This window comes from Hymenobacter tibetensis, assembly GCF_022827545.1.
In the GTDB taxonomy this organism is placed as follows: Bacteria; Bacteroidota; Bacteroidia; order Cytophagales; family Hymenobacteraceae; genus Hymenobacter; species Hymenobacter tibetensis.
Genome location: NZ_CP094673.1, coordinates 33,176 through 57,500, shown reverse-complemented (window position 1 = coordinate 57,500; position 24,325 = coordinate 33,176). Strand labels below are relative to the sequence as shown.

The 24,325-nt window shown below is 51.2% G+C and carries 20 protein-coding genes and 2 rRNA genes (1 of these 22 only partly in view); 10 read left to right on the top strand and 12 right to left on the bottom strand.

What is annotated here, in order from left to right; genetic code table 11:
* Positions 1–277, top strand: a 23S ribosomal RNA gene (locus tag MTX78_RS24690); it begins 2,632 nt to the left of the window's first position.
* Positions 278–382: 105 nt separating this feature from the next.
* A 5S ribosomal RNA gene (rrf, locus tag MTX78_RS24685) occupies positions 383–494 on the top strand.
* Positions 495–681: 187 nt separating this feature from the next.
* On the opposite strand, the gene MTX78_RS24680 is transcribed toward rrf, so the two are convergent.
* Both MTX78_RS24680 and MTX78_RS24675 read right to left on the bottom strand, forming a co-directional pair.
* On the bottom strand, positions 682–1,452 hold the full coding sequence (locus MTX78_RS24680) for a DUF2490 domain-containing protein (RefSeq protein ID WP_243803478.1): 771 nt from the start codon (positions 1,450–1,452) through the stop codon (positions 682–684).
* Between the two features lie 248 nt (positions 1,453–1,700).
* A complete protein-coding gene (locus tag MTX78_RS24675; RefSeq protein ID WP_243803477.1) occupies positions 1,701–2,426 on the bottom strand; it encodes a DUF1349 domain-containing protein in 726 nt (241 codons plus the stop codon).
* Between the two features lie 504 nt (positions 2,427–2,930).
* Here MTX78_RS24675 and MTX78_RS24670 point away from each other — a divergent pair.
* The gene (locus MTX78_RS24670) at positions 2,931–3,803 is read left to right on the top strand and encodes an EamA family transporter (protein ID WP_243803476.1); all 873 of its coding nucleotides are present in this window, start codon (positions 2,931–2,933) and stop codon (positions 3,801–3,803) included.
* A 106-nt stretch (positions 3,804–3,909) separates the two neighbouring features.
* Here the strand turns inward: MTX78_RS24670 and MTX78_RS24665 are convergent, their stop codons facing one another.
* Positions 3,910–4,143, bottom strand: coding sequence for a hypothetical protein (locus MTX78_RS24665; protein ID WP_243803475.1), 234 nt, complete (start codon positions 4,141–4,143; stop codon positions 3,910–3,912).
* Between the two features lie 485 nt (positions 4,144–4,628).
* Positions 4,629–5,474: an SDR family oxidoreductase gene (locus MTX78_RS24660; RefSeq protein WP_243803474.1), complete on the bottom strand. Its 846-nt coding sequence runs from the start codon at positions 5,472–5,474 to the stop codon at positions 4,629–4,631.
* A 79-nt stretch (positions 5,475–5,553) separates the two neighbouring features.
* On the opposite strand from MTX78_RS24660, the gene MTX78_RS24655 reads away from it, so the two are divergent.
* Positions 5,554–5,964 (top strand): winged helix-turn-helix transcriptional regulator, encoded by a 411-nt coding sequence (locus tag MTX78_RS24655; RefSeq protein ID WP_243803473.1) that lies wholly within the window; start codon positions 5,554–5,556, stop codon positions 5,962–5,964.
* A gap of 356 nt (positions 5,965–6,320) precedes the next feature.
* Here MTX78_RS24655 and MTX78_RS24650 read toward each other — a convergent pair whose 3' ends face one another.
* On the bottom strand, positions 6,321–7,313 hold the full coding sequence (locus tag MTX78_RS24650) for a pectinesterase family protein (RefSeq protein WP_243803472.1): 993 nt from the start codon (positions 7,311–7,313) through the stop codon (positions 6,321–6,323).
* Positions 7,314–8,347: 1,034 nt separating this feature from the next.
* Here MTX78_RS24650 and MTX78_RS24645 point away from each other — a divergent pair.
* Genes MTX78_RS24645 through MTX78_RS24635 form a run of 3 tightly spaced genes read left to right on the top strand, consistent with a single transcriptional unit; the run spans position 8,348 to position 11,613 of the window.
* Positions 8,348–9,409, top strand: a complete 1,062-nt coding sequence (locus MTX78_RS24645) for a glycosyltransferase family 2 protein (RefSeq protein WP_243803471.1) — start codon at positions 8,348–8,350, stop codon at positions 9,407–9,409.
* Positions 9,410–9,458: 49 nt separating this feature from the next.
* Entirely contained in the window at positions 9,459–10,310 is an 852-nt protein-coding gene (locus tag MTX78_RS24640) for an ABC transporter permease (RefSeq protein WP_243803470.1), read from the top strand.
* Positions 10,311–10,323: 13 nt separating this feature from the next.
* The gene (locus MTX78_RS24635; protein WP_243803469.1) at positions 10,324–11,613 is read left to right on the top strand and encodes an ABC transporter ATP-binding protein; all 1,290 of its coding nucleotides are present in this window, start codon (positions 10,324–10,326) and stop codon (positions 11,611–11,613) included.
* A gap of 27 nt (positions 11,614–11,640) precedes the next feature.
* Here MTX78_RS24635 and MTX78_RS24630 read toward each other — a convergent pair whose 3' ends face one another.
* The 5 genes from MTX78_RS24630 to MTX78_RS24610 form a co-directional block, all read right to left on the bottom strand.
* Entirely contained in the window at positions 11,641–12,489 is an 849-nt protein-coding gene (locus tag MTX78_RS24630) for a glycosyltransferase family 2 protein (RefSeq protein WP_243803468.1), read from the bottom strand.
* A 50-nt stretch (positions 12,490–12,539) separates the two neighbouring features.
* On the bottom strand, positions 12,540–13,238 hold the full coding sequence (locus tag MTX78_RS24625) for a class I SAM-dependent DNA methyltransferase (protein WP_243803467.1): 699 nt from the start codon (positions 13,236–13,238) through the stop codon (positions 12,540–12,542).
* Between the two features lie 126 nt (positions 13,239–13,364).
* Positions 13,365–14,387 carry a hypothetical protein gene (locus MTX78_RS24620; RefSeq protein WP_243803466.1) on the bottom strand — a complete coding sequence of 341 codons (1,023 nt, stop codon included), beginning with the start codon at positions 14,385–14,387 and terminating at the stop codon, positions 13,365–13,367.
* 8 nt (positions 14,388–14,395) lie between these two features.
* The gene (locus tag MTX78_RS24615) at positions 14,396–15,079 is read right to left on the bottom strand and encodes a WbqC family protein (protein ID WP_243803480.1); all 684 of its coding nucleotides are present in this window, start codon (positions 15,077–15,079) and stop codon (positions 14,396–14,398) included.
* 16 nt (positions 15,080–15,095) lie between these two features.
* Positions 15,096–16,169 (bottom strand): DegT/DnrJ/EryC1/StrS family aminotransferase, encoded by a 1,074-nt coding sequence (locus tag MTX78_RS24610; protein ID WP_243803465.1) that lies wholly within the window; start codon positions 16,167–16,169, stop codon positions 15,096–15,098.
* 539 nt (positions 16,170–16,708) lie between these two features.
* On the opposite strand from MTX78_RS24610, the gene MTX78_RS24605 reads away from it, so the two are divergent.
* Together MTX78_RS24605 and MTX78_RS24600 are read left to right on the top strand one after the other, a co-directional pair.
* A complete protein-coding gene (locus tag MTX78_RS24605; RefSeq protein ID WP_243803464.1) occupies positions 16,709–17,476 on the top strand; it encodes a DUF6250 domain-containing protein in 768 nt (255 codons plus the stop codon).
* Between the two features lie 125 nt (positions 17,477–17,601).
* The gene (locus MTX78_RS24600) at positions 17,602–20,280 is read left to right on the top strand and encodes an exo-rhamnogalacturonan lyase family protein (RefSeq protein ID WP_243803463.1); all 2,679 of its coding nucleotides are present in this window, start codon (positions 17,602–17,604) and stop codon (positions 20,278–20,280) included.
* 24 nt (positions 20,281–20,304) lie between these two features.
* On the opposite strand, the gene MTX78_RS24595 is transcribed toward MTX78_RS24600, so the two are convergent.
* Positions 20,305–20,574, bottom strand: coding sequence for a hypothetical protein (locus MTX78_RS24595; RefSeq protein WP_243803462.1), 270 nt, complete (start codon positions 20,572–20,574; stop codon positions 20,305–20,307).
* 378 nt (positions 20,575–20,952) lie between these two features.
* Between MTX78_RS24595 and MTX78_RS24590 the strand changes: the two genes are divergently transcribed.
* Complete coding sequence (locus tag MTX78_RS24590; RefSeq protein ID WP_243803461.1) at positions 20,953–21,705, top strand: LytR/AlgR family response regulator transcription factor; 753 nt, start codon at positions 20,953–20,955, stop codon at positions 21,703–21,705.
* Between the two features lie 5 nt (positions 21,706–21,710).
* Here the strand turns inward: MTX78_RS24590 and MTX78_RS24585 are convergent, their stop codons facing one another.
* The gene (locus MTX78_RS24585) at positions 21,711–24,077 is read right to left on the bottom strand and encodes a hybrid sensor histidine kinase/response regulator (protein ID WP_243803460.1); all 2,367 of its coding nucleotides are present in this window, start codon (positions 24,075–24,077) and stop codon (positions 21,711–21,713) included.
* Between the last annotated feature and the right edge of the window lie 248 nt (positions 24,078–24,325).

The window sequence follows — 24,325 nt, the reverse complement described above, 5'->3', positions numbered from 1 at the left end:
ATCTGTGGTGGGCGTAGGAAATTTGACAGGACCTGACTTTAGTACGAGAGGACCGAGTTGGACTAGCCGCTCGTGCACCGGTTGTGGCGCCAGCTGCAGCGCCGGGTAGCGACGCTAGGATGAGATAAGCGCTGAAAGCATCTAAGTGCGAAACTCACCTGAAGATGAGATTTCCGATATAGGAAGAGTCGTGGGAGATGACCACGTTGATAGGCGGGAAGTGTAGAGGCCGAAATGCCACAGCTGACCCGTACTAATGACTCGAACGCTTCATGTATACACGACGCCGTGTGGGCTACTGGTTTTCTCGCTTGTCCTTGTGTCAATGACTTTGCGTTGGCTGTTCCTCCCGTAGTGGGGGGCCGCAGCCGACGACACCAGTAATGGTGGCTTTAGCCCGGGTGTTCACCTCTTCCCATTCCGAACAGAGTCGTTAAGCCCCGGAGCGCCTATGGTACTGCCTTCATCGGTGGGAGAGTCGGTCGCCGCCAACCTTACTGTTATGAGTCCAGCGCCCCTCCGGCTTCGTGCCGTCGAGGGGCGTTGGCCGTTTATAGCTATCCACTTTAAGCTGGGATATGGATAGCTGCATGAAGGATATATTGGCTTAATGAGATACCAGTTATGTTTCTCCCACGCAGTTAGTACATCCACAATTAGACGATAAGATACCTCATTGCTTTAGTCTTGTTGAGAAGGAAGTGTTTCAATGCGTGGTGTGGAGTTGCGATGTGCCAGCCGGTAAGTAAGAGCAACCACCACGTTGTTCTTAGTAGACGTAGTTAATGGTATGTAGCTGCCTTGTACTGCTTTAGGCTGGTTGTAATTAGCTTGTCTTACCAAGCCTAGCTGCATGTTCAGGTGAGCGTTGAGTTGATACCCTACGCCAGCATATATCCGATTCCGCTCAAGTACTGGCCCTCTAGGATTTAGGAACACCTCGTCGTAAATAGATAGGAATACCGTCTTGTCGGTGATTGTCGTGTGGTTGAGTGGTATGAAGGCATTAAGTCGATAACGCAGGCGCTGGCGAAAAGCAGTGCTATCTTCTGCTTGGTAGGTTAGCCACCGTTGTTCCACTCGGTATCGGTGCTCGATTTTTATGCGACTCATCAATTGCGTAAGCACTAATTGCTGCCACAGGCGCTTTTCCACGTTTATCGGTCCAGGGTCGTCGAAGGTGCTATAGCGGCCAGTGCCTATTAGCACGGTGAAGTTCTTGTCGAGGTCATAACTCAGGCCACCTTTCAGCTCGTTGTAGAAATACTGTTGGAAGACGCCATTAGCGCGGGCTTGTATTTCGATGTAACCGCCCCATTTCTTTTCTATACTGCTTGGCAAGACTAGTGTGCCGATATGCCAGGTGCCCCAAGTGCCTGGCGTCTGAGCGTAAGAAGGCTCAGTGCAGAATAGTCCTGAACTAATCAGGACAGCATAAAAAGCCTTCTTCATACCTAAGAATCACGTAGCAAGCGCAGGTAAAGGGATACTGAACACAAGTAGGAAGATACAAATGCCTACACGTTCATTGAGTTTCTGTCCGAGCATACGTTGGTAGCGGTAGTTGGATAACTATGTGCTAAAAATAGGTCTGAAGCAAGATGGGCTGTTTGCTACACTGATGTAGCAAACAGCCCATCTTACATTAGCGGCACATTTTATAAAAGCTGATTAATGCTATTAGTATATCCAGAGGACATTTAAATACCGCTTCTAAAATTGGTGACGCTGATTTGTGTGAGAGAACAGTCCTCGAACTGGACGGTTGAGCCCTGACCGATTGGTGACTGTGCGCTAATACCCACCCAGGTTCGAGTGGGGTAATCGTTTTTGTAGAGACGTGCCAACTGCCAAGTGGTCTTGTCTAATGAGTAATAGAAGCCGACCGTTTTGGTGTCAGATGATATTTTTAGATATACATTATTGCGGGTTACTACATCGTGGTTATTGTCGTCGGAGGTGCCGATAGTGCGGACGCTGACAATACGGGTTTTGCCTCGTTCGTCGCGCTCAAATGCGAACTTTTGCCATAAGTCGTCTTTGCTATAGATATAGAGGACGCCTGCGTCATACATTTCTAGAAACTCGGGCGTCACCTTCGCGGTCAATGTGAAGGGTTTGCTGTTGTCGATTTCAGTCAGCAACAAGGGAGCCGTGTTGTTGGTGAGCTTACTGTCGGGGTCGTTGAAGTTGTCGCGCTTGGCGTCGCTGTGGAGCCAGAGTTTGCCGTTGACCACGCGCGTATTTTGAGCGGCGTTATGCATCGATTTAGTGAATTCTATGCCGGGAAGCTTAATAGAACAAGGTTCGCCTTGCACTGGGGTGGCTGCTGGTTGTTTGGAATTGGTTTCGGGCTGGTTGGGAGCCTGTGAGCAACTTACAAGCAAGGTGAAAGCAAACAGCAGTAGCGAACAAACAAATTTCATGGGCGTAGGGCAAATAGTGTAGTAGCACCTCACTAAGCTATATTGTGGTTGCGTAGTACCGTAGAAAATCAGCGCATGGAGCCAGCAAGGTACTGGGTTACTGCCATATGCACGCATGGGCACGTTCCTGCTACAAGCACTTAACAACTCTACAGCATTAGTTACCAGTTTCACGCATTGATAGGTTGACTACCTAACAGAAATTTTACTAGTGAACAAAACAAGGATGCTTCGTTGCTTTCAGCTTAACAGCCTTGCAGATACTGGTCACCAGCACAGAACCCTTGTATTCGCTCATACTGCTGTTACGTCGTAATGGCGTTCTGTCTAAAGTGTGGCAACCCGCTGCCTACTGGATTGAGGCGATGGGGGCAGGCACTGGAAGGGATAGACGGATGGTGTTCGTGACAAAATACTGGAGCTGAATCTGTGTTGCTGTCTGGATCTAGTCGACTTTTGCAGTTGCAAGGCTGCACTTGTACAGCCTTCTCTACTGTGTGCTCTATGGCTAAGGCTTCTCGCTTTCTTCTGCCGGCCGTGCCGGCCGTATTGCTTTCCATTGTTAGCGTGCAGGGAGGAGCCGCTATTGCCAAAGGGCTGTTTCCGCTCTTGGGAGCTGCCGTTACCACGAGCTTACGTATTGGCTTGTCGGCGCTGATGCTGCTGGCCGTGGTGCGCCCACGATTTGGGCAATTGCAACCTACGCAGTGGCGAGCAGTGGTACCCTACGGGTTGGCCCTGGGGGCCATGAACTTCCTATTCTATTGTGCGCTAGCTCGCATCCCTTTGGGGCTAGCTGTGACCTTAGAGTTTGTTGGGCCTTTGGCGCTAGCATTAGTTGGTTCTCGGCGTTGGCTGGATGCAGTATGGGTGCTGCTGGCCGCTGCTGGTATTGCTTTAATTGCTCCCTGGTCCGGTTCGGGTGTTGACTTGCTGGGAATGGCTTTTGCGCTGGCTGCGGGCGCATTTTGGGCTGTATACATCGTATTGGGGCAGCGTACAGCCGCCTTGTTACCAGGGCCGGTAGCTGTTGCCGTGGGTATGCTGTTCGCCACGTTGCCCGTGTTACCCTTTGGAATAGCCAGCGGCAATTTACAAGTCCTGACCCCCCATGTGTTGCTGCTGGGAGGGCTCCTGGCGTTATTTTCCAGCATCTTGCCTTTCTCATTGGAAATGCAGGCGCTGAAGTCTTTGCCAACTCGCACTTTCAGCATCTTGATGAGTTTGGAGCCTGTTGCTGCCGCTCTGTCGGGCTGGTTGCTGCTAAACGAACAACTCACAGTTGGCCAATGGGTAGCAGTCAGCTTTATTGTGATAGCCAGCGCAGGAGCTACGCTAACCCACCAGCAACCACGGCCCATACTGCCTGTTGAATAGCAGTACGCTCATGGCTAAGAAATGCATTACTCTACATCGAGCACAGCAGGCTACCGTTACGACCTTGTTGCTGCTACAAGTTAGTGGAGCTTCTCTGCTACTAGTACTAGCGGCCCGACCAGTACTGGATTAGGTGTTGCCACAATGCTCGGATAGAAGGGCGTGGCGGAGGGTCTTCGTGGAACTGGCTCCGCATCTGTTGGGTCAGCACCTGAGCCTGTTGTGCCGGCACACCCCACGCATGCAGCCGTGCTTGTACCTGCTGGTTGGAATGGCCTTGACGCATGAGCCGCCCCGCATAATCGTAGAGTAGTTGGCGGTGTTCTTCACGCAATTTCATGGGCATAGAATTCAGAAGTGAATCACAAAAAGGCACGTAACTTCTTCTCGCTAAGATCGACTGGGCGGATTGTGTACCCAGCGTACTCCCAGCTCTAGTTGTTGACCACGTGCGCTTTCCTGCATTACAAGCGGGTTGATACACAAAAGTGACTGACCGGCTGCCCTGCCGCAATTCCAGTAGCCGGAAAGATGCTGTGCATCGACGGAATCAGCTTTTGAATCGATAACCAAGAAGTCTCCTAGTCTTCCCGCGTTGCCTACAGAAATTATCAGTTGATAGTGTGTTCATGAATCAGTCCATAGCAACACATATAGAGGGGAACACACGCAAACGGAGCCTCAAATGGCTGTGCATTGATGATACAACGGCGGGCAAAATATTGAAAAACATTGCTCCTATAAGTCATTGCAGCGCCAGGTCAACCACCAGAATATGTGGCGGAACACCTGACGCTGCAATGGGTCAGACCATCACAATATGTGCTATTTGAGGGCGTCGGCAACAGCTGTAGCAAGCGGCGTCGTTGGCCGTCCAATCAACTGGGAAAGCTGTCGGCTGTCGTCGAACAGTGCACCTTGCGAGGTACTTACATCCCACCCGGCAATAGCGTGAGCCAAACCTTCAGGCAACCCAAAACCGGTAAGGGCAGCGGCGTACTCTGTTGCTGAGAGGTCTTTGTAGGGAATGTCCCGGCCAGTCTGACGCGAAACCTCTGCAGCCAAGTCCGCTAACGTGTACGCCTCGTCGCCTGCGAGTTCATAGGTTTTACCTGCGTGGCCTTCGCTAGTGAGCACAGCCACTGCCGCTTCGGCAAAATCTACCCGCGTGGCGGACGAAATCTTGCCGTCTTTGGCGCTGCCGAGGAAGCTACCGCCAGCCAAGGCTCCTGGAATTGAGTTGGTGTGGTTTTCCGTGTACCAACTGTTGCGCAGCAAGGTGAAAGCAATGCCGGAATCCCGTAGCATAGCCTCGGTGGCGCGGTGCTCTTCAGCTAAGCTCAACGAGGAGGAATCAGCATGCAATACGCTGGTATACACGATGTGCTTCACGCCGCTGTTTTTAGCGGCCTCTATTACGTTGCGGTGTTGTGTAGTCCGCTGGCCTACTTCACTGGAGGAAATAAGCAGCAACGTATCCACTCCAGCCAGCGCAGACGCTAGCGTTTCTGGTTTGGAATAATCTGCTTCACGAGTTTCTACGCCTAAGTCTGCGGCTTTCGCTGGCGTGCGTACCAGCGCAACAACCTGGTCGGTGAGCACTTTGGCTTTTAGCTTTTCAACAACAAGACGACCGAGCTGTCCGGTGGCGGCACTGATGGCAATAGTCATGGCATACTGAATTAAGTGATGAATGCCACAAAATTACTTGCTATACTTACGCAACGTAAGTACGTACAAAAAGGTAAGTATGAAAAAAGAAGCAGCCTTAGCCGTAGAAGCCCCCACCATGTTGTCCGAGCAGTTACGACGCGGCGATGTGTTGTCGGCTGCTTGTCCTTCTCGCGCAATTCTGCAGCATATAACCAGCCGCTGGGGCGTGCTGGCACTACTTGCTTTAGAAGGCAACACCCGGCGTTTCAGTGAACTCCGGCGTTTGATTGGGGGCGTAAGCGAACGAATGTTGGCTCAGACGTTGCAACGGCTGGAAAGTGATGGACTTGTACAGCGCGTGGCCTACGGAGTGGTTCCTCCGCACGTTGAATACAGCTTAACGCCCTGGGGAGAGCAGGCCGCAGCTAGGGTGCGGGATTTGGCTGACTGGGTGGAAGCCCGGGTACCTGACATCCTGCAACATCAGCGTAACAGCCCAGTTCGCTAAGCAGATAGACTTACCACATCCATCTACGTGGACTATGTGTCATAGCGGCTAGTGGTTATTTTCCCAGATGACCCGTAGCTAGAACACGGTAGGATTCTGTTTTAGAAAAGCCAGAAAGGATTTCGTCATCAGGGCAAGGGTTCAGTGTACATAGACTTGTTGGCCACTTTCTTGCTACCAGATTCGCAGTTTATAACCAGAACAAAGGGCCTCTTTATTATAGACTTATCACAACCTGTCTGGTAAAGGCTTGCGTGTTACTATGTAGCACCAATGCTGTCGGGGTGAAAGCACAAAACAAACCTCTACTGCCGACTCAGGCAGATGGTGGCCTTCGCCAAGCGTAACCGCAATAATCAAGGTTGTGGTTGTGTTCGATTCGGTATCCACGCTTCTGTACCAGCAAACACGTGCTTCAAAGTATACTGACGAGCTTCTCGTGCTGTTAGCTGCCGAACCCAAGAGGCTCGGCCTTGGGTGATAGCACCTGGTCCTTTGGACTGGTATTCAGCGTAATAACTTGTTTTTTCATTTTCAGGCTTGTCCCAGTTGTGCCAGCCCACCGGCAAGATATGCGCGCCCATGTCGGTGCGAAGGAATACCACCCGCGCGTGCGGCCGCCAGGGCCGGCCTAAATACACTTTCTTAGCTTCGGGAGCCGCCGAAAGCTGGCAGTCCAGGAACACAAAACCATACAGCTGCCGAGGCGTGGTGGAAGCAGCTGTGATGTATGAGTCGCTCTTACTGAAAATACGGCAATGGTCGAACACGGCTGTGCTGGCACCAAATATGAAGTCGGTGGTGCCCTCGATATAACAGTCCTGGTAATATTGGCGGCTGTTTTCGATGGCCAGGAACAGCGTATCCTGATTGCCCAGCATACGGCAGTTGCGAAACACTGCTCGGTCGCCCTCTACGTGCAGGGCTACAGCTTGCCCCACCCGGCCAGCTGAATTTTCAAAGGTGATATTCTCGGCCGTGAAGTCGTTGCCTTGTACGCGTACTGTGGAAGAGCTGTACGTGGTGTGCTTCTCAGCGTCGCCAGAATAGTCGCCATACGTGATGATAACCCCTTCTTTGCTTTCTCCGATTAGCGTGATATGCGTCTTTTGCGAAGGAATTAGGAGCTTCTCGCGGTAGGTGCCATTCTTGATGAAGATAGTAGCTTCCACCTGCATGAAGTCGCGCACGGCCATGACAGCTTCTTGAATGGTGCGGTAGTTGCCCGAGCCATCGGCTGCCACTGTTAGGCGTACTGGTTCGTTGTATGACGGAGGCGTTGTCTGGGCATACAAAACAGGGCCTACTAGCAGCAGACTGCCTGAGAGGAAAAGCGTTAATAGCTTCATAGTAAGGTTTGTCTTTGCCGATACCGGTGGATTACGTGACACGCTTGGCCATCGGCTCAGTGACTTAGGCTTATATGCACTGCGTCAAAACTCACGAATATTCTTGAAACGTGACGACGGGGCAGCAGACGAACCCGAATTCGCCTTCTTTTACGCGAAACCGTCCCGTTGACTTTCTTGAAGCCTCCGGTATATAGAAACTAGGCGGCTGTATTTTACGAAGACTGTGACTTTAGAATAGAAGTAGTTGGCACTGTGACCGAATGCCGTTTTAAGCCACAGTCACAAGCCGAAAAGAAAAAGAGTGGGACTAATACGTAGGCGTTGTCCATGAAACTGAGCATGCTGTTGCTGCCACATGGTAGTGGTTTGGAAAAAAGGGTATATCCGACGTAGTAAGGAGGTAGTAAAGCCCACTTAGAGTAAAGTATGTTTATCCTGCAGCCAGCAGTAACCTATAAGATAGAGAGATGATGTACCCTATACCCGTAGTCATCAATTGTGTATCTGATGAACTCCCGGTATACTGCTAGAGCGTGGCCAAAGCCCTAGGTGTACGTGGATTTCATGCAACTATAAATTAGGCACGAAAATGAAGTGCCCCTGTAGCACTAATGAAAAAAGCAATAATAAGCTCTCATATAGAAAGTAAAAACAAGATAAAATGCCAGTGAGATGAAAGCAACAAAGCAAAAAGACTAAACTGAGGTTAGGGTTCATTCCTTTCTTTCGCTCTTGTACAATTGCTTGTATTAGAAGCTAGGTACGACGAGCCATAACGTGGTAGTCGGCTTTGCTTAGCCTTTGTATGTACAACAAACGCTTATTAATATAATTTTATCATTAAAATTTTTACATACACTTGAGCACTGTAATAATTTTTCCGTAATAATCACTAACTTGCTGTTCAAGTCCAATCTTCTCATATTAATACCAGACTGAATTTTTTCAAATGCAGGTCGTTGGCGGGTAGCATACTAGTTGCTTGAATACTCACCCGATGGCATTCGCCATTCAGCAACACTTAGAGGATAATGTTCTCTTCAAAAGTTACCAGCATTCAACGTGAGCGAATTCCCAGCACACCGCCCCAGATCGAGCCGGTGCCTGCCCATGTGCACAGGCCTCAGTGGTCGGTAATGATTCCCGCTTATAATTGTTTTGCTTTCTTGCAGGAGACCTTGGAATGTGTGCTGTCCCAAGCACCAGGTCCAGAAAAAATGCAGATAATGGTGGTTGACGACTGTAGCACGGATGGGGACGTAGAAGAATTGGTGAAGCGCATAGGCAAGAACCGAGTGGAATATTTCCGCCAAGAGCAGAACGTAGGCAGCTTACGCAACTTTGAAACCTGTCTGAACCGCTCTTTGGGAGAATGGGTGCATATCCTACACGGTGATGATTTAATTATGCCTGGGTTCTATGGAGAAGTGGAAGCGCTTTTCCACCAGTATCCTGAGGCCGGTGCTGCTTTTACCAATACCGCCTTTAGTATCACAATCTTCAATACACCGAAGGCAATAGAAGGCGACCAAAGCTTCTACGTTCCGAACCCGCTAATGCAGGCATCCGGATTGCTGAAAGATTTTCTGGTATTGAACGCCCAAAAGCTGCGCGTGCAGCCGCCTTCCATCGTGGTTAAGCGAAAAGTGTATGAGCAACTTGGTAGCTTCTACGCCGTGCACTACGGCGAAGATTGGGAAATGTGGACGCGTATAGCAGCACATTTTTCAGTTGCATACTCGCCCAAGTGCTTGTCTATGTACCGCTATTGGGGCAATAATAGTATCACGCAATTGTCTATCGCCAATGGGCAGAATATCCGTGACATCAGCAAGGTGATTGATATAATGCAGAGGTATCTGCCTGAAAGCGAGCGGGCAAACACAAAGCGGATAGCCCGGCGTGAATACGCGCTTTATTGTCTTTCACTGGCTATGTCCTTGGTGGAGAACAACCGATCAGCAGCATTGATCCAAGCGCAGGGGGCATTAGAAATGAGCAAAGACTTCAGAGTTTATTTGCAGTATGCGAAATACAAAGCGAAAGACTTTGCCAGGTACAGTAAAATTCCATCGTTGTGGCAGAAACAATAGTCGTTTCTGCCACAACGATTACCACCTAACAACAGTGTAAGCAACTTAAATGGCCGTTGAGAAAAAGTGGGACTGGCAAATCGAGAATCGTACCAGCTGGTGGGGCTCTAGCATAGTTGAATTGTGGGAATATCGCCATCTGGCGGTAGGTCTAGTCCGCCGAGATTTTTTGCTCATCTATCAGCAAACCATTTTAGGGCCGTTTTGGGTGTTGTTGCAACCAGTGCTTACGCTCGTTACGTACGTGCTTGTTTTCGGCAAAGTAGTTGGCATGTCGACTGGTGATGTGCCACCAGCTTTATTCTACTTCGCTGGAATCGTGCTCTGGAACTTCTTTAACGATACTTTTCTAGGTATTGCCGCTACTTTTCGAGACAACGCTCAGATTTTCAGCAAAGTCTACTTTCCACGCCTCATAGTTCCCATCTCTCGTCTTTCTGGCCACTTTTTTCATTTCGGTATTCAGTTGAGTTTGCTTCTACTAGTGCTTGGGTGGTACATACTATTCCGTGGCCTGCCTGTGCCAAGCGCTTCGAGCCTAATATTGGTGCCAGTGGCTATATTGCTAGTTGGCGTAATAAGTCTAGGATTAGGTTTACTATTTTCCGTGATAACGGCAAAGTATCGAGACATGGTGCACTTGATAAGTATGGGCGTGCGCCTGTTCATGTTTCTAACCCCCATCATCTACCCAGTCGATCAAGTGTCGGAACGGTGGCGATGGGTTGTGTTGCTTAACCCACTAACTCCACTTTTTGAGCTGTTCCGCCGCGCCCTGTTCGGACAAGGTTCAGTGCAGTTTTCCCAACTCGCTTACAGTGGCTTATTTGCTGGGATACTATTGCTGGCCGCACTCCTTGTTTTCAACAAACAGGGAGACAAGCTAATTGATATTCTGTAAGACGCCTGGCAATATGAGCGACGTAGTAATTCAAATTGAGAAGCTCTCAAAAATGTACCGGCTGGGCACTATTGGCACAGGCTACTTGCTTCAGGACTTGCAGCGTTGGTGGACCACCTCCGTACGTAAGCAGCAGGTTCCGTTTTTTCAGCAGCCCGAAGACCAATCTATTTACGCCCTTAGTCCTCACGCTTTGTGGGCGCTCCAAGATATCAACCTAGAAGTGAACAAAGGGGAGGTATGGGGTATTATTGGCAATAACGGGGCAGGAAAGTCCACGCTGCTGAAAATCATTTCCCGCATTATTCGTCCTACTCATGGATCAATCCGAGGCCGGGGAAAAATTAGTAGCTTATTGGAAGTTGGTACCGGATTCCATTCCGAATTGTCCGGCCGGGAAAACATCTTTTTGAGCGGGTATATCTTGGGCATGACCAAGCCAGAGATTCAAGCCAAATTCGATGAAATAGCAGCTTTTTCGGGAGTAGAAAAGTTCCTAGACACACCAGTGAAGCGTTATTCCTCCGGGATGTATGTTCGTTTGGCCTTTGCTGTAGCAGCTCACTTAGAGCCCGATATCCTCATCATCGACGAGGTGTTGGCAGTTGGCGACGCAGACTTTCAGAAAAAGTGCCTGGGCAAAATGCGTGAGGTATCCCAGACGCAGGGACGTACTATCCTTTTTGTTAGCCACAATATGCAGGCTATTAATAATCTGTGCGACAAGGGCTTGTGGCTACAACAAGGTAAAGTGAAGGCTACTGGCGAAGCTGCTGCCGTGGTTAACAAGTATCTAACTAATAATCAACAAATACATCCCAAGCAAAGCTGGACCACCCCGGCTGAAGCTCCTGGCAACAGCAACATCAGGTTCAAGCAGTTGGAGTTGATACCTCACCTCTCCCAGCCCGATGCTCCCTTGGATATCCGCACTCCACTCACCATCAAATTCGAGTTCTGGAATTTCGTGGAGGATGCTGCTATTAGTACGCATCTTACCTTGTTTTCTTATAACGGAGAGTGTGTTTTTGATGTGGCGACGGTTCCTATTCTATGCCAGAAAGGGGTGGTAAGTGGAGAATGCACTATTCCCGGTAATTTTCTCAACGACGGGTCATTCTACATCAATCTCTACGTTCTCAGAGATACTACTACCAATCTGTTCGACTACGAGCAGTGCCTTAGCTTCGATTTAGAGGACTATCGAACAGGTACGCTATGGTACGGCAAATGGTGGGGAATTGTCCGTCCTCAGCTACCTTTTCGCATCGTCCAAACCGATACTACGGTTCCTGTCATATAATTCCCTTCTTCCACAAGCCTGGTCTGCTTACCTAAGCAGTCTAAGAATTCCATGTTTCGCCGCTTCTAGCAACTTGAACTGCTTGAAATTCCTTTTGAACAACATGGAGTGATAATAGCGAATTACACTATCTATTTCCGCGCCGAATTCCTTTTGGAATGGACCTTTAACCAATGTGAAGAACTTGATAATTTGGCTGGCATTATGGTTAAAGGTTTGTCCGGAATAAGCACCGCCTTTGTGAATTCGGTAAACGCCCATCGGTTGAGGTAAATATTTTGCATTACCGTATTGAGATAGTGCTAAGTAAAATCCCCAGTCCGGATAAGGCAACGTAAAAAGCCAATCAGGCAATGCGTCTCCTAGGACGTTTCGATGAACCACCGACAGAGCATACACCGGGTTGTAAATATAAATTAAGTGCTTGGTTGCGAGTGTGTTATCGAGTTCTTTATACGCTGGGTCGCCGGAATCTGTTTCTGATCCTAGTGTCTGGTTTAGGAGCATTACTTTGTGAAAACAAAGCGAGAATGTAGGGTGTGCTTCGAGGAATTCGACTTGTTGCTGTAGTTTGTGAGGGTCGGTCCAGTAGTCGTCGCCATCGAGCCAAGAAATGTAACGCCCTGTACACAATGCGTACGAAGCCTTGGTCATGGGTACCATACCTAAGTTGGTTTCTGGCAACAGCAGACGGATCTTGTTGGGGTATCGTGCTTTGTAGTCAAGAACAATATCCCGGGTGCCATCCGTCGAACAGTCTTCCCCAATTACTAACTCATAAGTGAAAGTGGTTTGCTGCATCAGCACACTTTCGATGGCTTGGGCAATAAATTCCTCGTGGTTGTAAGTGGTAATCCACACACTAATGTCAACCATACATTCTTGTCAGGGTAATGGTGTTCTACAAGGTGAAGATTTGAAGTTGGTCAGGCTTTGATGCCATAATACATGCCTCGACCAAACAAGCCTTTGGTGTCATACTGTACCGCTACTCCCACGCTTTCAATAGCTTCTCGATATTGCTTGTCAGTCCATAGACCCATCACATGACTCTCGGTAAAACTGCTCACGCCATCTGGAGTACCAACCAAATAGTTGATATCAAAAACTGAAGTGAGGCCTCGTAACTGGCTGATATACATCCATGCTATTTTCAGGTTGGGCTGATCAACGAAATTAACAGTGAGTTTGTCCACCCAGTAGTTTTCGGGCGTTATCCAGGGCTCTATTACCAGCAGCCCACCAGAATTTAAGTGCTGGCCCAAACACGTCACTGCTTTTCGCAAATTCTCTTCGGTTTGCACGTAGCCAATAGAGCTAAACAGGCATACTACCACGTCGAAGGTCTCAGCCAACTGAAAATCAGTCATGTCGGCCTCCTGTAGCGGAACATTAGGGCAGCGCGTACGAGCCACGGCTAGTAATTCCGAATTCAAGTCCAACCCGGTACAGGCATAGCGATGTTGCAAGTATTCCAAATGCTTGCCTGTGCCGCACGCTACATCCAGCAGGTTGTTGGCTTGCGGAGCCTGTTGCTGAATAAGGAGGTGAAGTTGATTACATGCCTGCTCATAATCCTTGAACTGGTAAAGAGCATCGTAATACTCGGCCGTTTTGGTGAACATGTAGCTTGGTAGGTGAAGAATTGAAAAGGACGTGTGCCAGCTGGCATCCAGCAAGAATTACTTAGGACTTAGCTTTGTTAGCCTTCTCGACGGATTGTAAAGCGGCTATGTTGCCTACCGGATATTTCACTGCTGGCTGTTAACACGCCAATAGGGCGGGAAAAAGCTTTGCTTGTCAGCAGGATCTACTTGCGCCTGCTCGCAGAGCGCTGTGTAAGGAGCTTCCTGATATACTTGCTTGAGACACGTTAACGGTACGTCCAAGGGGCCAAACCGTTGCTTGAAGCTAGCGATAGAATCACCTGGCTTCACGCCACCTCCGAGATTGAAATAGGGCACATGCTTTTCTTTTAAAAGCAATGCGCCATACCAAAGTAAGGAAGCGGCTTGATTTTCATAACCAGGGAGTGATACGTTAAACAAATATTCACCCATATGAGCGGTATAAGCAAATATGGATACTGCCTTTATTTCCCCGTTCTCGCTATGGCCGATAAGTATAATTTCATTTAAATCGATTAAATAAGAGAGAGTAGGAATAGAGAAATTGTAGGTAGAAGCTGCGCCTCTAGCAGAAAAAAAGTCGTGATACTGCGCGAGAAAAAACTCTTTTAGTCCTTTTTTTTCAAGGGTATACATTTGCTTTCGTTCCTCGAATTTCTTCAACTGTCGTTTCCTTCCTTTGTTGAGGTTTTGGTAAAGTTCTTGTATGGGTAGGCGTAGATCTAATACATACAATCTATTAGAGATAACGACCTCTGTTAAATTAATATTTATTTCACTCAGCAAAACTGAATTCAGCCCGATATATCCACAGACATAACCCGCTTGAGCAGCAAAACGAAGCCAATAGTTCTGGAAATCTGGAAAATCTGTATTGCTTACAAATCCTGAAAAACCATATGGAGTTACAATATCTTTAAACCCCCGGTAAACCCGTTCTGCTAGTGGGCAAACAACTTTTGTGTCACCACTTTGTAGCAGGTAGAGGTAAGTTGGATACCCTGTTGTAAGGTGCATAGCGTAACAGTTCTCCCACGTGTGCCCAAAGGCGTGAGGTATGTTTTGAAGAGCCGCCTGCCACTTTGCTGCTTCAGATAACGGAATCAATTCTTGTCTTACAACAGCTGACGTAAGTGCATTTTCCATAAGCGGATCTATACTAAGCGGTATTGCAAGAGCATCTGGTTGATTTGATCAGCAGAGTTGTGCATCAATACATCCAAGATGGAGAGGCCGGATACGGGAATTGCCGAGAACTGCTGATACGCGGGGAGAACAGGGTCCAGGAAAAGCAGGTGGATGCCATGTTGTTCAAACAGCGCTTTTTCATACAAGGAAGATCCGCCTATGGGGTTGATGTACACTTGGGCATTCTCTTGAAGGCAAATGTTCAGGATTTTTTCCTGGGCTCGTAGATGGTTAGTGGCATAGATAACAGAACTAGCCTTTATTTCCGTGTTGATGCCAAGGTATCCGAGTACTCGCAGGAGACTGTTATACACCAGGCCGGAAATATGTGTTTCGTCGGCCGTAAGCACTTGATATACTAGTGGAAAAACTTCCTTGAAATAAGGCGCCTTTTTGTATCCACTTTCAATGGTTTTTAGCAGTTTGTCTTGCCATTTACTTTCGAATGATATTTCAATATCTTTTATGAGCCTATTTTGCGACGCCTTTTTGAGTGGTATTGTAAAAGCAATTATAGTATTATGTATCAACATTCGGTTTCTATTAATCCATCCTTTGTTGATATACTGTACATCATCTAAGAGAATAAATTTATCTACGGCCGCAATAAGTTGAAAATAGCCTAGATAAGGAAATAGGTACGGCTGCATTATTGCAATTCGCATCTTATAAGGCGTCAATAATAACAGCTGTTATTTGCCGAACTGTTTCAGCAGCGAGGTCATGTGAAAGAGGCAGGCAAAGAATTCGTGCCGCCGCACTTTGCGCCACCGGTGCTTGTTGAGGTAATACGTAATTTAAGTTAGTAAGCGCGGGATAGAAATAGCGGCGCGGAAAAATCTGGTGCGCGTTAAGGGCTGCTATTACTGCCAGCAGTTTTTCCTCGTCCGGAAAAAGTAAGGGATAATAGGCGTAGTTATAGCTCGTTTCAGGGCTGCCTACTGGCTTTGTTAGGCCATGTCCTTGTAGCAAGGAGTCGTAAAGGGTAGATACTTCCCGCCGATGTTGAATGATTTCTTCTACTTTGGGTAACACACAAAGGCCCATTGCCGCGTGGAGCTCAGAATTCTTGCCGTTGATGCCCATGCCCAAGAAACGTTCCGGTCCATCATGACCGAAGTTAGCCATATAGGAAATTTTGTATGCCAGCTCGTCGTCGTTAGTCACAATAGCACCGCCTTCACCGGTATGAAACAGCTTAGTGGCATGAAAGCTCAGGGTAGATACATGCCCAAAATGTAGAACTGACTGCCCTTTGTACTTTACATTAAACGCATGAGCCGCGTCGTAGAGAACCTTAAGGTGGTGCTTTTCAGCCAGCAGTTGAATAGCTTCTACTTCGCACGGGTTGCCGTATACATGCGTGGCTACAATGGCAGTAGTTTCAGCGGTAATTGCGCGCTCCACCAAGCTGGCATCCAGGCATAGCGTCTGGGGGTTGATATCAACAAAAATCGGTTTGCACCCTTCCCATGCAATACTGGAGGTAGTTGCAACATAAGAGAAAGGCGTAGTAATAACTTCTCCGCGCAGTTCGAGGGCCTTAATGGCAATCTGCAAAGCAAGAGTGCCGTTGGCAACAAAAAACAGGTGTTTAACGCCTAAATAAGCTTTTAGTTTGTCTTCTAGCTCCTGCATGAGTGGGCCGTAATTAGTGACCCAATTTCGCTCCCAAATGCCTTCTAAGTACGCAGTATATTCTGCCAAAGGGGGCAGATAGGTTTTGGTAACGTTGATCATGTACTGGGTTGCAAGAGGTGCGAGGCGTGAACTTAGCATGTTGCAGCGTATGGCAACACGGGCGCTAGAGCTTGCATAAGCAAACGCAATTACGCGCAGTAAGCGTGTGTGGAAATAGGAGTAGCCCAATGCAGAACCAAGGCCATTTAAAAGTAACACATTGCTGCCACTAGTGCAGCGCTTGCTTTCGGCAGCCTGGTACCCCCCAACTACTACTTAGGTTCGCAAAGTATGCATGGCAGGCTTGACGACAACCGCATTTAGCTCGTTACAGTTGCTGCGAATGACTGCTCTAAATCATCCTACCCACGGGTGCATAAACATCGGCCTGTGCTTGTATATTAGCCGGTAACCTTGAGGTAGGGTAGAAGGGCGCCTTACGTTAACGCATAGTCTAATAGGCTTGGACCTACAGTACAGCCCCTGTGCTTGTTAGCTCCAGGCTCACTTAAAGACGGTTTGGACCTGGGCGAGTGAAAAAGAATATCACCAAGCAACGATAACTTACGGGCTCTAAAGGGAACCGCTTATCACGGCGTATGGACTCTGAATACAGCATATTCCGTAATCCTAGAGCAGCTGTGGTGTACGGTGTGCTGGCTTTAAGTGGCTTGCTTTCCATGCTGGGGGCCACCACGGCAGGTAGTCAGCCAACAACAACGGTAAACCAACCCGTTGACCGGGAATCCAGCCGGAAGAAGCTGATCTTCTCTGAGGATTTCAGGAAGCTGGATACGCTGAAATGGCGGCTGGAAATTGAGCCACAGGCTGATTCCAGGGTGCAGGTTAAAGCAGGAAAACTGGTGCTTGACACAAAAGGCGGCGTGACGGTGTGGTTGAAACAGCCGCTACGGGGCAACCTGCAAATTGAATACACCCGCAAGGTTATCGTTGCTGGCCAGCCCAATGACCGCTTGTCCGATTTAAACCAGTTCTGGATGGCGAGTGAGCCTACGGGTAGTGCCCTTATTAGGCGGAACGGTAAGTTCGAGGAATACGACAACTTACGCATGTACTACGTTGGTATGGGTGGCAATACCAACAGCACCACGCGCTTTCGCAAGTACCAGAGCAATGGAGAACGGACACTGCTGCAAGGACACACCGATGCCGCTCATTTATTAAAGGCGAATAAGGCATACAGGATCAAAACCATTGTGCAAAATGGCCTTACTAGCTTCTGGGTTAACGACCAGTGCTACTTCACCTACCAAGATCCAAACCCATTACAAGAAGGCTACTTTGGCTTTCGCTCGACATGGTCACGCCAAGAAATATCGAGCTTCAGGGTGTACCTACTAGACTAGCTGCTCTATTTTAGCTGTTGGCCTGCGAAGGCCGATGGCAATACCCTGGCTCCCAATTCGTATCTGTTGTGCCGCAATTCCACCTGTCTCGCCGTGCCTTTGTCAAGAACTCTCTACTGTTGGGAGTGTCACTTCCCTTTGCGCCAGCACTGGCCTCCGGCTTGGAAGAGGAAATTGCTGCCGGGCCTGGTATCACGGTGCCCCTGCAATGGCTGGCCGATGCCACTACGGCCCGCGCCGCCGGCGTAACCTGGGGCGTGCCCTGGCCCCAAGGCAAGTACAAGCGGAACACGCCCTTCACGCTGCACACCCAGGAAGGCGAACAAGTTGCCGTGCAAAGCTGGCCGCTCGCCTTCTGGCCCGATGGGTCCCTGAAATGGTCGGCTCACGCCGCTTATCTAGACCCGACGCGCACTCAACACCTGTCTTTGCGACAAGGAAAAGCTACAGGCAAAACCGCCCAACTACGAGTCGCGGAAGCTGCTAGCTCAGTTACGGTTGATACTGGGGTGATGCAATGCGAAATCAATCGGCAAGGCGCGACGCTGGTTGCGGCCATTAGGCGCAATGGAAAGGCTAGTGCCACTAACGGCCGGCTTGTGCTTCTCACCCAGGATAGCGTAGATAGTGCAGAAGAAGGAGTGGTGCGCACGCAAGAGTTTGCTGGCGAAATCAGTCGACTGACAGTGGAGCAGGCCGGGCCAGTGCGGGCCGTGGTTAAGTTGGAGGGGCAACACCGCGAAAACAATGGCACTCGTACGTGGCTGCCCTTTGTGGTGCGCTTGTACTTCTATGCCGGGAGCGAGGCTGTGCGCGTAATGCACACGTTCACGTACGATGGCGACGAGGCCCGCGACTTTATCAAAGGCGTGGGAGTGCGCTTTTCAGTGCCATTGCAGGCCCCTATACATGACCGCCACGTCCGGTTTGTAGGCGAAAACCGAGGGGTTTTTGGGGAAGCGGTGCGCGGGCTGACGGGCTTGCGGCGCGACCCAGGCGACGCCATTACCAAGGCACAGGTCGCTGGCAACGCAACGCCAGCCGTGCAGGACTTTCCGGCTCCGGTGGCGCGCAATCTGCAGTTGATTCCGGCCTTCGGCGACTACACGCTGCTGCAGCCTTCCGCCGACTCGTTCACGATTCGTAAGCGTACTCGCAAAGGGTTTACGTGGCTTACTTCAGCCACGGGCAAGCGCGCCTCGGGCCTGGCGTATGTTGGAAGCCCTGGAGGCGGCGTCGCGTTCGGCATCAGGAATTTCTGGCAAAGCCACCCTGCCCAACTCGATATTCGCAATGCCGCAACCGACCAAGCGGAGGCTACGATGTGGCTGTGGGCCCCCGAAGCACCGCCCATGGACTTGCGCTTTTACCATGATGGGCTGGGGCAGGACACGTTTGCCAAGCAGCGAGAAGGCCTAGACATCACCTACGAAGATTACGAACCTGGCTTTGGAACGCCCAAAGGGGTGGCCCGCACCAGTGAGCTGATGTTGTGGGCACTGCCTGCCACACCAGCTGCACCAGAGTTGGTAGCCCTGGCTCAGACGCTGCAAACGCCGCCCGTTTTGGCTTGTACGCCCGCTTATCTGCAAGCCAGGGCCATATTTGGCGGAAACTGGAGCGTGCCCGATGCTGCTTCACCAGCCAAAGTAGAAATCGAGAAACAGCTAGGTCAGTACTTCGACTTCTATAAAAAGGAAGTGGATCAGCGCTCCTGGTACGGATTCTGGAACTATGGCGACGTGATGCACAGCTACGATGAAAGCCGACACGTGTGGAAGTACGACATTGGTGGCTTTGCCTGGGACAACTCCGAGCTTTCCACGGATATGTGGCTGTGGTACTACTTCTTGAGCACGGGCCGCGCCGATGTGTTTCGGATGGCCGAGGCCATGACGCGCCACACTGGGGAAGTGGATGTGCATCACCTCGGCCCGTTTGCTCCGTTGGGTTCCCGGCACAACGTGCTTCATTGGGGCGACAGCGCCAAGCAGCTGCGCATCAGTACGGCCGCCAACCGCCGTTTCTACTACTATCTGACAGCCGATGAGCGAGTTGGGGAGTTGCTGCGCGAGCAAGTGCCAGCTGCCAAGGCGCTGTTATCCATCCAGCCCGGCCGCAAGTTGCCCCAGGACGACCCGCGCAAATCCGGCGTGACGCCGACCGAAGCATATTGCTCGTTTGGTACCGACTGGGGCGCCATTGCCGCGGCGTGGCTCACCGAATGGGAGCGGACCGGCAACCCGGAAATCAAGCAAAAGCTCTTGAACAGCATGCGCACCATTGCTGCGCAACCGCACGGCTTCTTCACCGGCAGTGCGCTCCTGGACGTGGAAACGGGGAAGTTTCGGATTTCCACTGATACTAAACCGTACGCGCAGCATCTAAACGCCGTTTTTGGGTTGCCGGAGGTGTGTGCGGAACTGGTGACGCTGGTTGACATGCCCGAGTTTGAGCGCGCCTGGCTTGCATACTGCGAGCTATACAATGCTCCCGAAGCCGAGCAGGCCGCACGCCTAGGGGAGTCGTTGGGCAAGCTCAATCTTCGCCAGGGGCATTCCCGCCTTACTGCCTTTGCTGCCAAGCGCAAAGGAGATAAAAGGCTCGCGCAGCGGGCATGGGAAGAATTTTACCACGCATCAGGAGGCTTTACCACGCATCCGAAAGTCCGTGTGCTACGGGGGCCGGAGGTGCTTACACCCATTGACGAGGCGCCCGGGATTTCAACCAACGCCGTGGCACAGTGGGGGCTGGCCGCCATCCAATGCCTGGCACTGGTCGGGGAAGATATTCCCGCCAAATAGGCTACAGGGCCGCCATTAGGATCCTTAGTTGGCTTCCACGCACTCCACTTGCAGCAGCAGGTTGTAGAGCCCTTGGGAAAGGTGCATGATGGATTCGTCGTCGGCCTCTACGTGCTTGAACTGGTCGAGCACGTTGCTCATTACCCCCATTAGCGCATCCACTACCAATGGCTCGTGGGAGTGAAACGTTTTCGTTTCCAATACTTTGCGGATAATGGTGCAAGAAAACTGGTGGTAATTCTGCAGATGAAACTGCTCGACTAGGCTAGACGACTCTTTAGGGTTAAAAAGCATAGGTGTGGGGAATGAAGGTGCAGATGAGCACAGCGTAAATAGTGTGTTGAATATAGTACTTGATCTGCATAAAAATAGTTGTTTTCCAGTAATAAATTGTGTCCTTGTAAGACAACCTCCAATAGCCACGGAATGCAGCAAGTAGATGCAGAAATTCTTTGCTGTGAAGAAGTGTTCGGTGTTACTACAGTAAAGGGCTGATTTGCTTGCACCAGCAGACAGCCAATTCGAGTGGTGTTGCAGAACTACCCCGGTTGTTGAGTTGCCTTGGCTACATTTGAAGCTGTACCTATCCACTGCTGGTCTGGCGCTGCTTAGAGCCAACTGGTAGTACTCCTACCGTATATATCCGTCTATCCGCTAGCCCGCGCCTCTACTATGGAACCTGCTGCTCCCCTTGCCTGCGTTATCATCGACGACAACGAAATCAACCGCTTCACGCTGGAGCGGGCCGTACAGCGCCACGACCAGCTTACGCTAGCGGCTTCTTTCCCCGATGCCTTGGAAGCGCTAACCTACTTTCATGCTGGGGGTGAAGTTGATGTGCTGTTACTCGATATCGAAATGCCACACATCAATGGCCTGGAACTGGTGAAGCTGTTGCCCGAGCCCAAGCCCGCCGTGATTCTGGTTACCACGCACGCCTCGTTTGCCGTGGATGCCTTCGAGCTACATGTCCTCGACTATCTGGTGAAGCCAGTGAATTACGCGCGGTTTTGCCAGGCCATTGCGCGCGTCAGCGTACCGAAGCCACCAGTTGCCCCGGCCCCAGCGCCGGCCATCAGTACCCCCGTTGCGCCCAACGACTTGTCGGCTACCGGCACCGATTTGTTTGTGAAAACGAATGGCAAGCTGCTGCGCATCAACTTCGAAGACGTGCTTTTCATCGAGGCGCTTTCCACGTATGTGGTGCTAGTCACCGATAAGTACAAGCATATTGTGGGGGGCACGCTCAAAAGCATGGAAGAGCGGTTACCTTTCCGTCATTTCGTGCGCGTGCATCGGTCTTACATTGTCAATCTGCACCGGGTGGAGGCGCTAGAAGACAATCTGCTCAAACTGGGTCAGCACGAGGTACCCGTTAGCCGACCCTACCAAGACGAGCTGATTCAGCGCTTGCAGGCCTTATAAGCAGACTATGAGGCGGTTGGCAACTCGGCTGGTAGCGCTTCCAGCACGCTGGTTACTTGCTGGATAAGCTGTTGGACGGCGCCGCGCCGTAGTTCCGCAGCCTTGTTGCCTGGCTGTGGGGGCTCAAGCAACAGCTGCAACGGTTGCGCAATGTTGGCTACTCCAAACTGCAACAAGTTGGGTTTGATGTGATGCACCAATTTGGCCACCTGCAGCCACTGCCCGCCCGCCACGGCCGCTTGCAATTGTTGCAGCGTAGGCGGCATGTGCAGCAGAAACGAGCGCACAACGCGCTCCACAAAAGCGCCTTCGCCGTCGGCCAGCTCATGGACTTGGGCCAGATTATAGAGCGGAACAGCCGGCGCCTGCACCAGGGCCACGAGCTTGCGGTAAAACTCTTCTTCCTTGAATGGCTTGATCAGACAGTCATTGATACCAGCATTGAGGTAGCGGTCCAGATCAGAGCGGAAGGCATTGGCCGTGAGGGCTAATACGGGTACCTGAGCCCGCTCCGGCTCGGGGTGCAAGCGCAGATGTGCAGTAGCTTCCACACCGCTCATGCCCGGCATCTGAATGTCCATGAGCACCACATCGTAGCGGCGTTGGGCGTGTAGGCGTAGCGCTGCCGGGCCATCTTCCGCCTCGTCTACCACCACGCCCCAGCCTTGCAGCAACAGGCGTACTACCTCACGGTTGATGTTGTTGTCTTCCACAACGAGCACCCGGCGGTTGCGCAAGGCACTAGTATCAGTGAGCACCGGATTGGGGGCCGCTTCCACGCCTTCCGCTTTGGGCAGCGTAACGGTGAACTGAAACGAACTGCCGTAGCCCGATTGGCTCTCCACCAGCATAAGGCCGCCCATCTGCTCGACCAAAGCCCGGGCAATGCCTAGGCCCAGCCCAGTGCCGCCAAAGCGCCGAGCTGTGTCGGCTCCGATTTGCACGAAGTCCTCGAAGATGTGGTCGAGCTTATCGGGCGGAATGCCGATTCCTGTATCCGTCACCCGAAAGCCCGCCGTCAGGTGCGTTTCCGTCTGCTCCAGTACGTGTCCGCCAATGGTGACACTGCCTGGCGCCGAAGTGAACTTGATGGCGTTGGATACCAGGTTGATTAGCACTTGGTTGAGGCGGTACGCGTCACCTACCACCCGCGGCAATACTTCGGGCTGCAGGAGCATGGCCGCATGGAATATCAAGCCTTTCTCCATAGCCTGCACGGCCAAAGGCCGTAGCGCTTCTTCCATCGACTCCCGCAAGTCAAAGGAAACCTGCTCTAGCTCCAAGCGGGCCGCGCTGATTTTGGTCATGTCCAGCACCTCATTGAGCACCGACAACAAATGCTCCCCCGAAGTCTGGATGATGCGCAGCAACTCGCGCTGCTCCCGGTCGAGTTCGGTTTTGGTGAGCTGCCGGGCCATGCCCAGCACCCCGTTCATGGGGGTACGAATTTCGTGGCTGAGGTTGGCCAGAAACGTTTCTTTAGCCTGCGCAGAGGCCTCTGCTTTTTCCTTGCCGCGCTTGAGTTCTGCTTCGTTCTGTGCTCTGTCCGTGATGTCGAGGGCACTAAGCAGTACGTAAGGTGTTTGTCCAGGTGGGTCGAGGCGCTGCGCTTGGTACAACAACTGCCGCGGCTGGCCCTCACGGGGTAACACCGGCAATTGCCCGGCAGCCTCGTGGTTGGCCACGCTGAACTGAGACAGGTAGGCAGGCCATACCTGGGAGAGAGCATCATCAGGCAACACTTCACTTAGCAAGCAGCCCGCCAGCTGCACAACCGGCCGTTGCAGCAGCAGCGCAAAAGCCTGGTTGCAGGAAAGCAACACGCCATTCAAATCGTGCACGGCTACGGCGGCTGGCAGGTGGTAGAGCAGGTGGTGGTGCTGGATTTCGTCGGCCGGGCCGACGGTTACAGGCGAAGCGGCAAGGCGGTAGCTGAACATTTCTGAACGAGCTGTACCAGTGGCCGTCGGTAATAGAACGTAGTCCTGGAGCAGGGTCCGGCCATCCAGCAGCAACAACTCTTCGCCCAACACGGGTACTTGCGTAGCACGTAGCGTGTGCAGCCACTGCGCGTACTGAGCAGGCTGGACCACCAAGCTTTGCAAATAGGCAAACAACGGATCGGCCGGCTGACCTACCCAATAGTCGGGCTTTCGGGTGTCACCCAACAACTGGCACAGTGCCTCATTGATCCGCTCGATGGTGCCATGGGCGCTGACGACCAACCGCCCTGGCCCGGCCGGCTCCAGCATGCCCAGCCGGCGCTCGGCGGCGGTGGCCCGCTCGTTAGCTTCCTGCAAGGCGCGCTCCAGCTCTGCAATACGCGTGTGAGCGTCGGGAGTAGCAGTATGGCGGGCAGAAGTCGGGGGCATGCGAAAAGCAAAGAAAGGGTAGCGCGCACTCCGGCAAGCCTATCGATTGGTGCTGCACGGTGGTGAAGCCGGCGAAAAAGCTGCGCCAACTGAAACTGCTGAGGGGAAGCAGTGCCCACCCAGCACTCATTGCAGTTTCCACTCGCTGTAAAAATACGACCGTTCACAGCAAAAAACTGGCAATCCGACATAAATCCTAAAACCAGCCAAGTAGCCCCGCTATCCTTGTAATGTCAACGGGGCAGAAA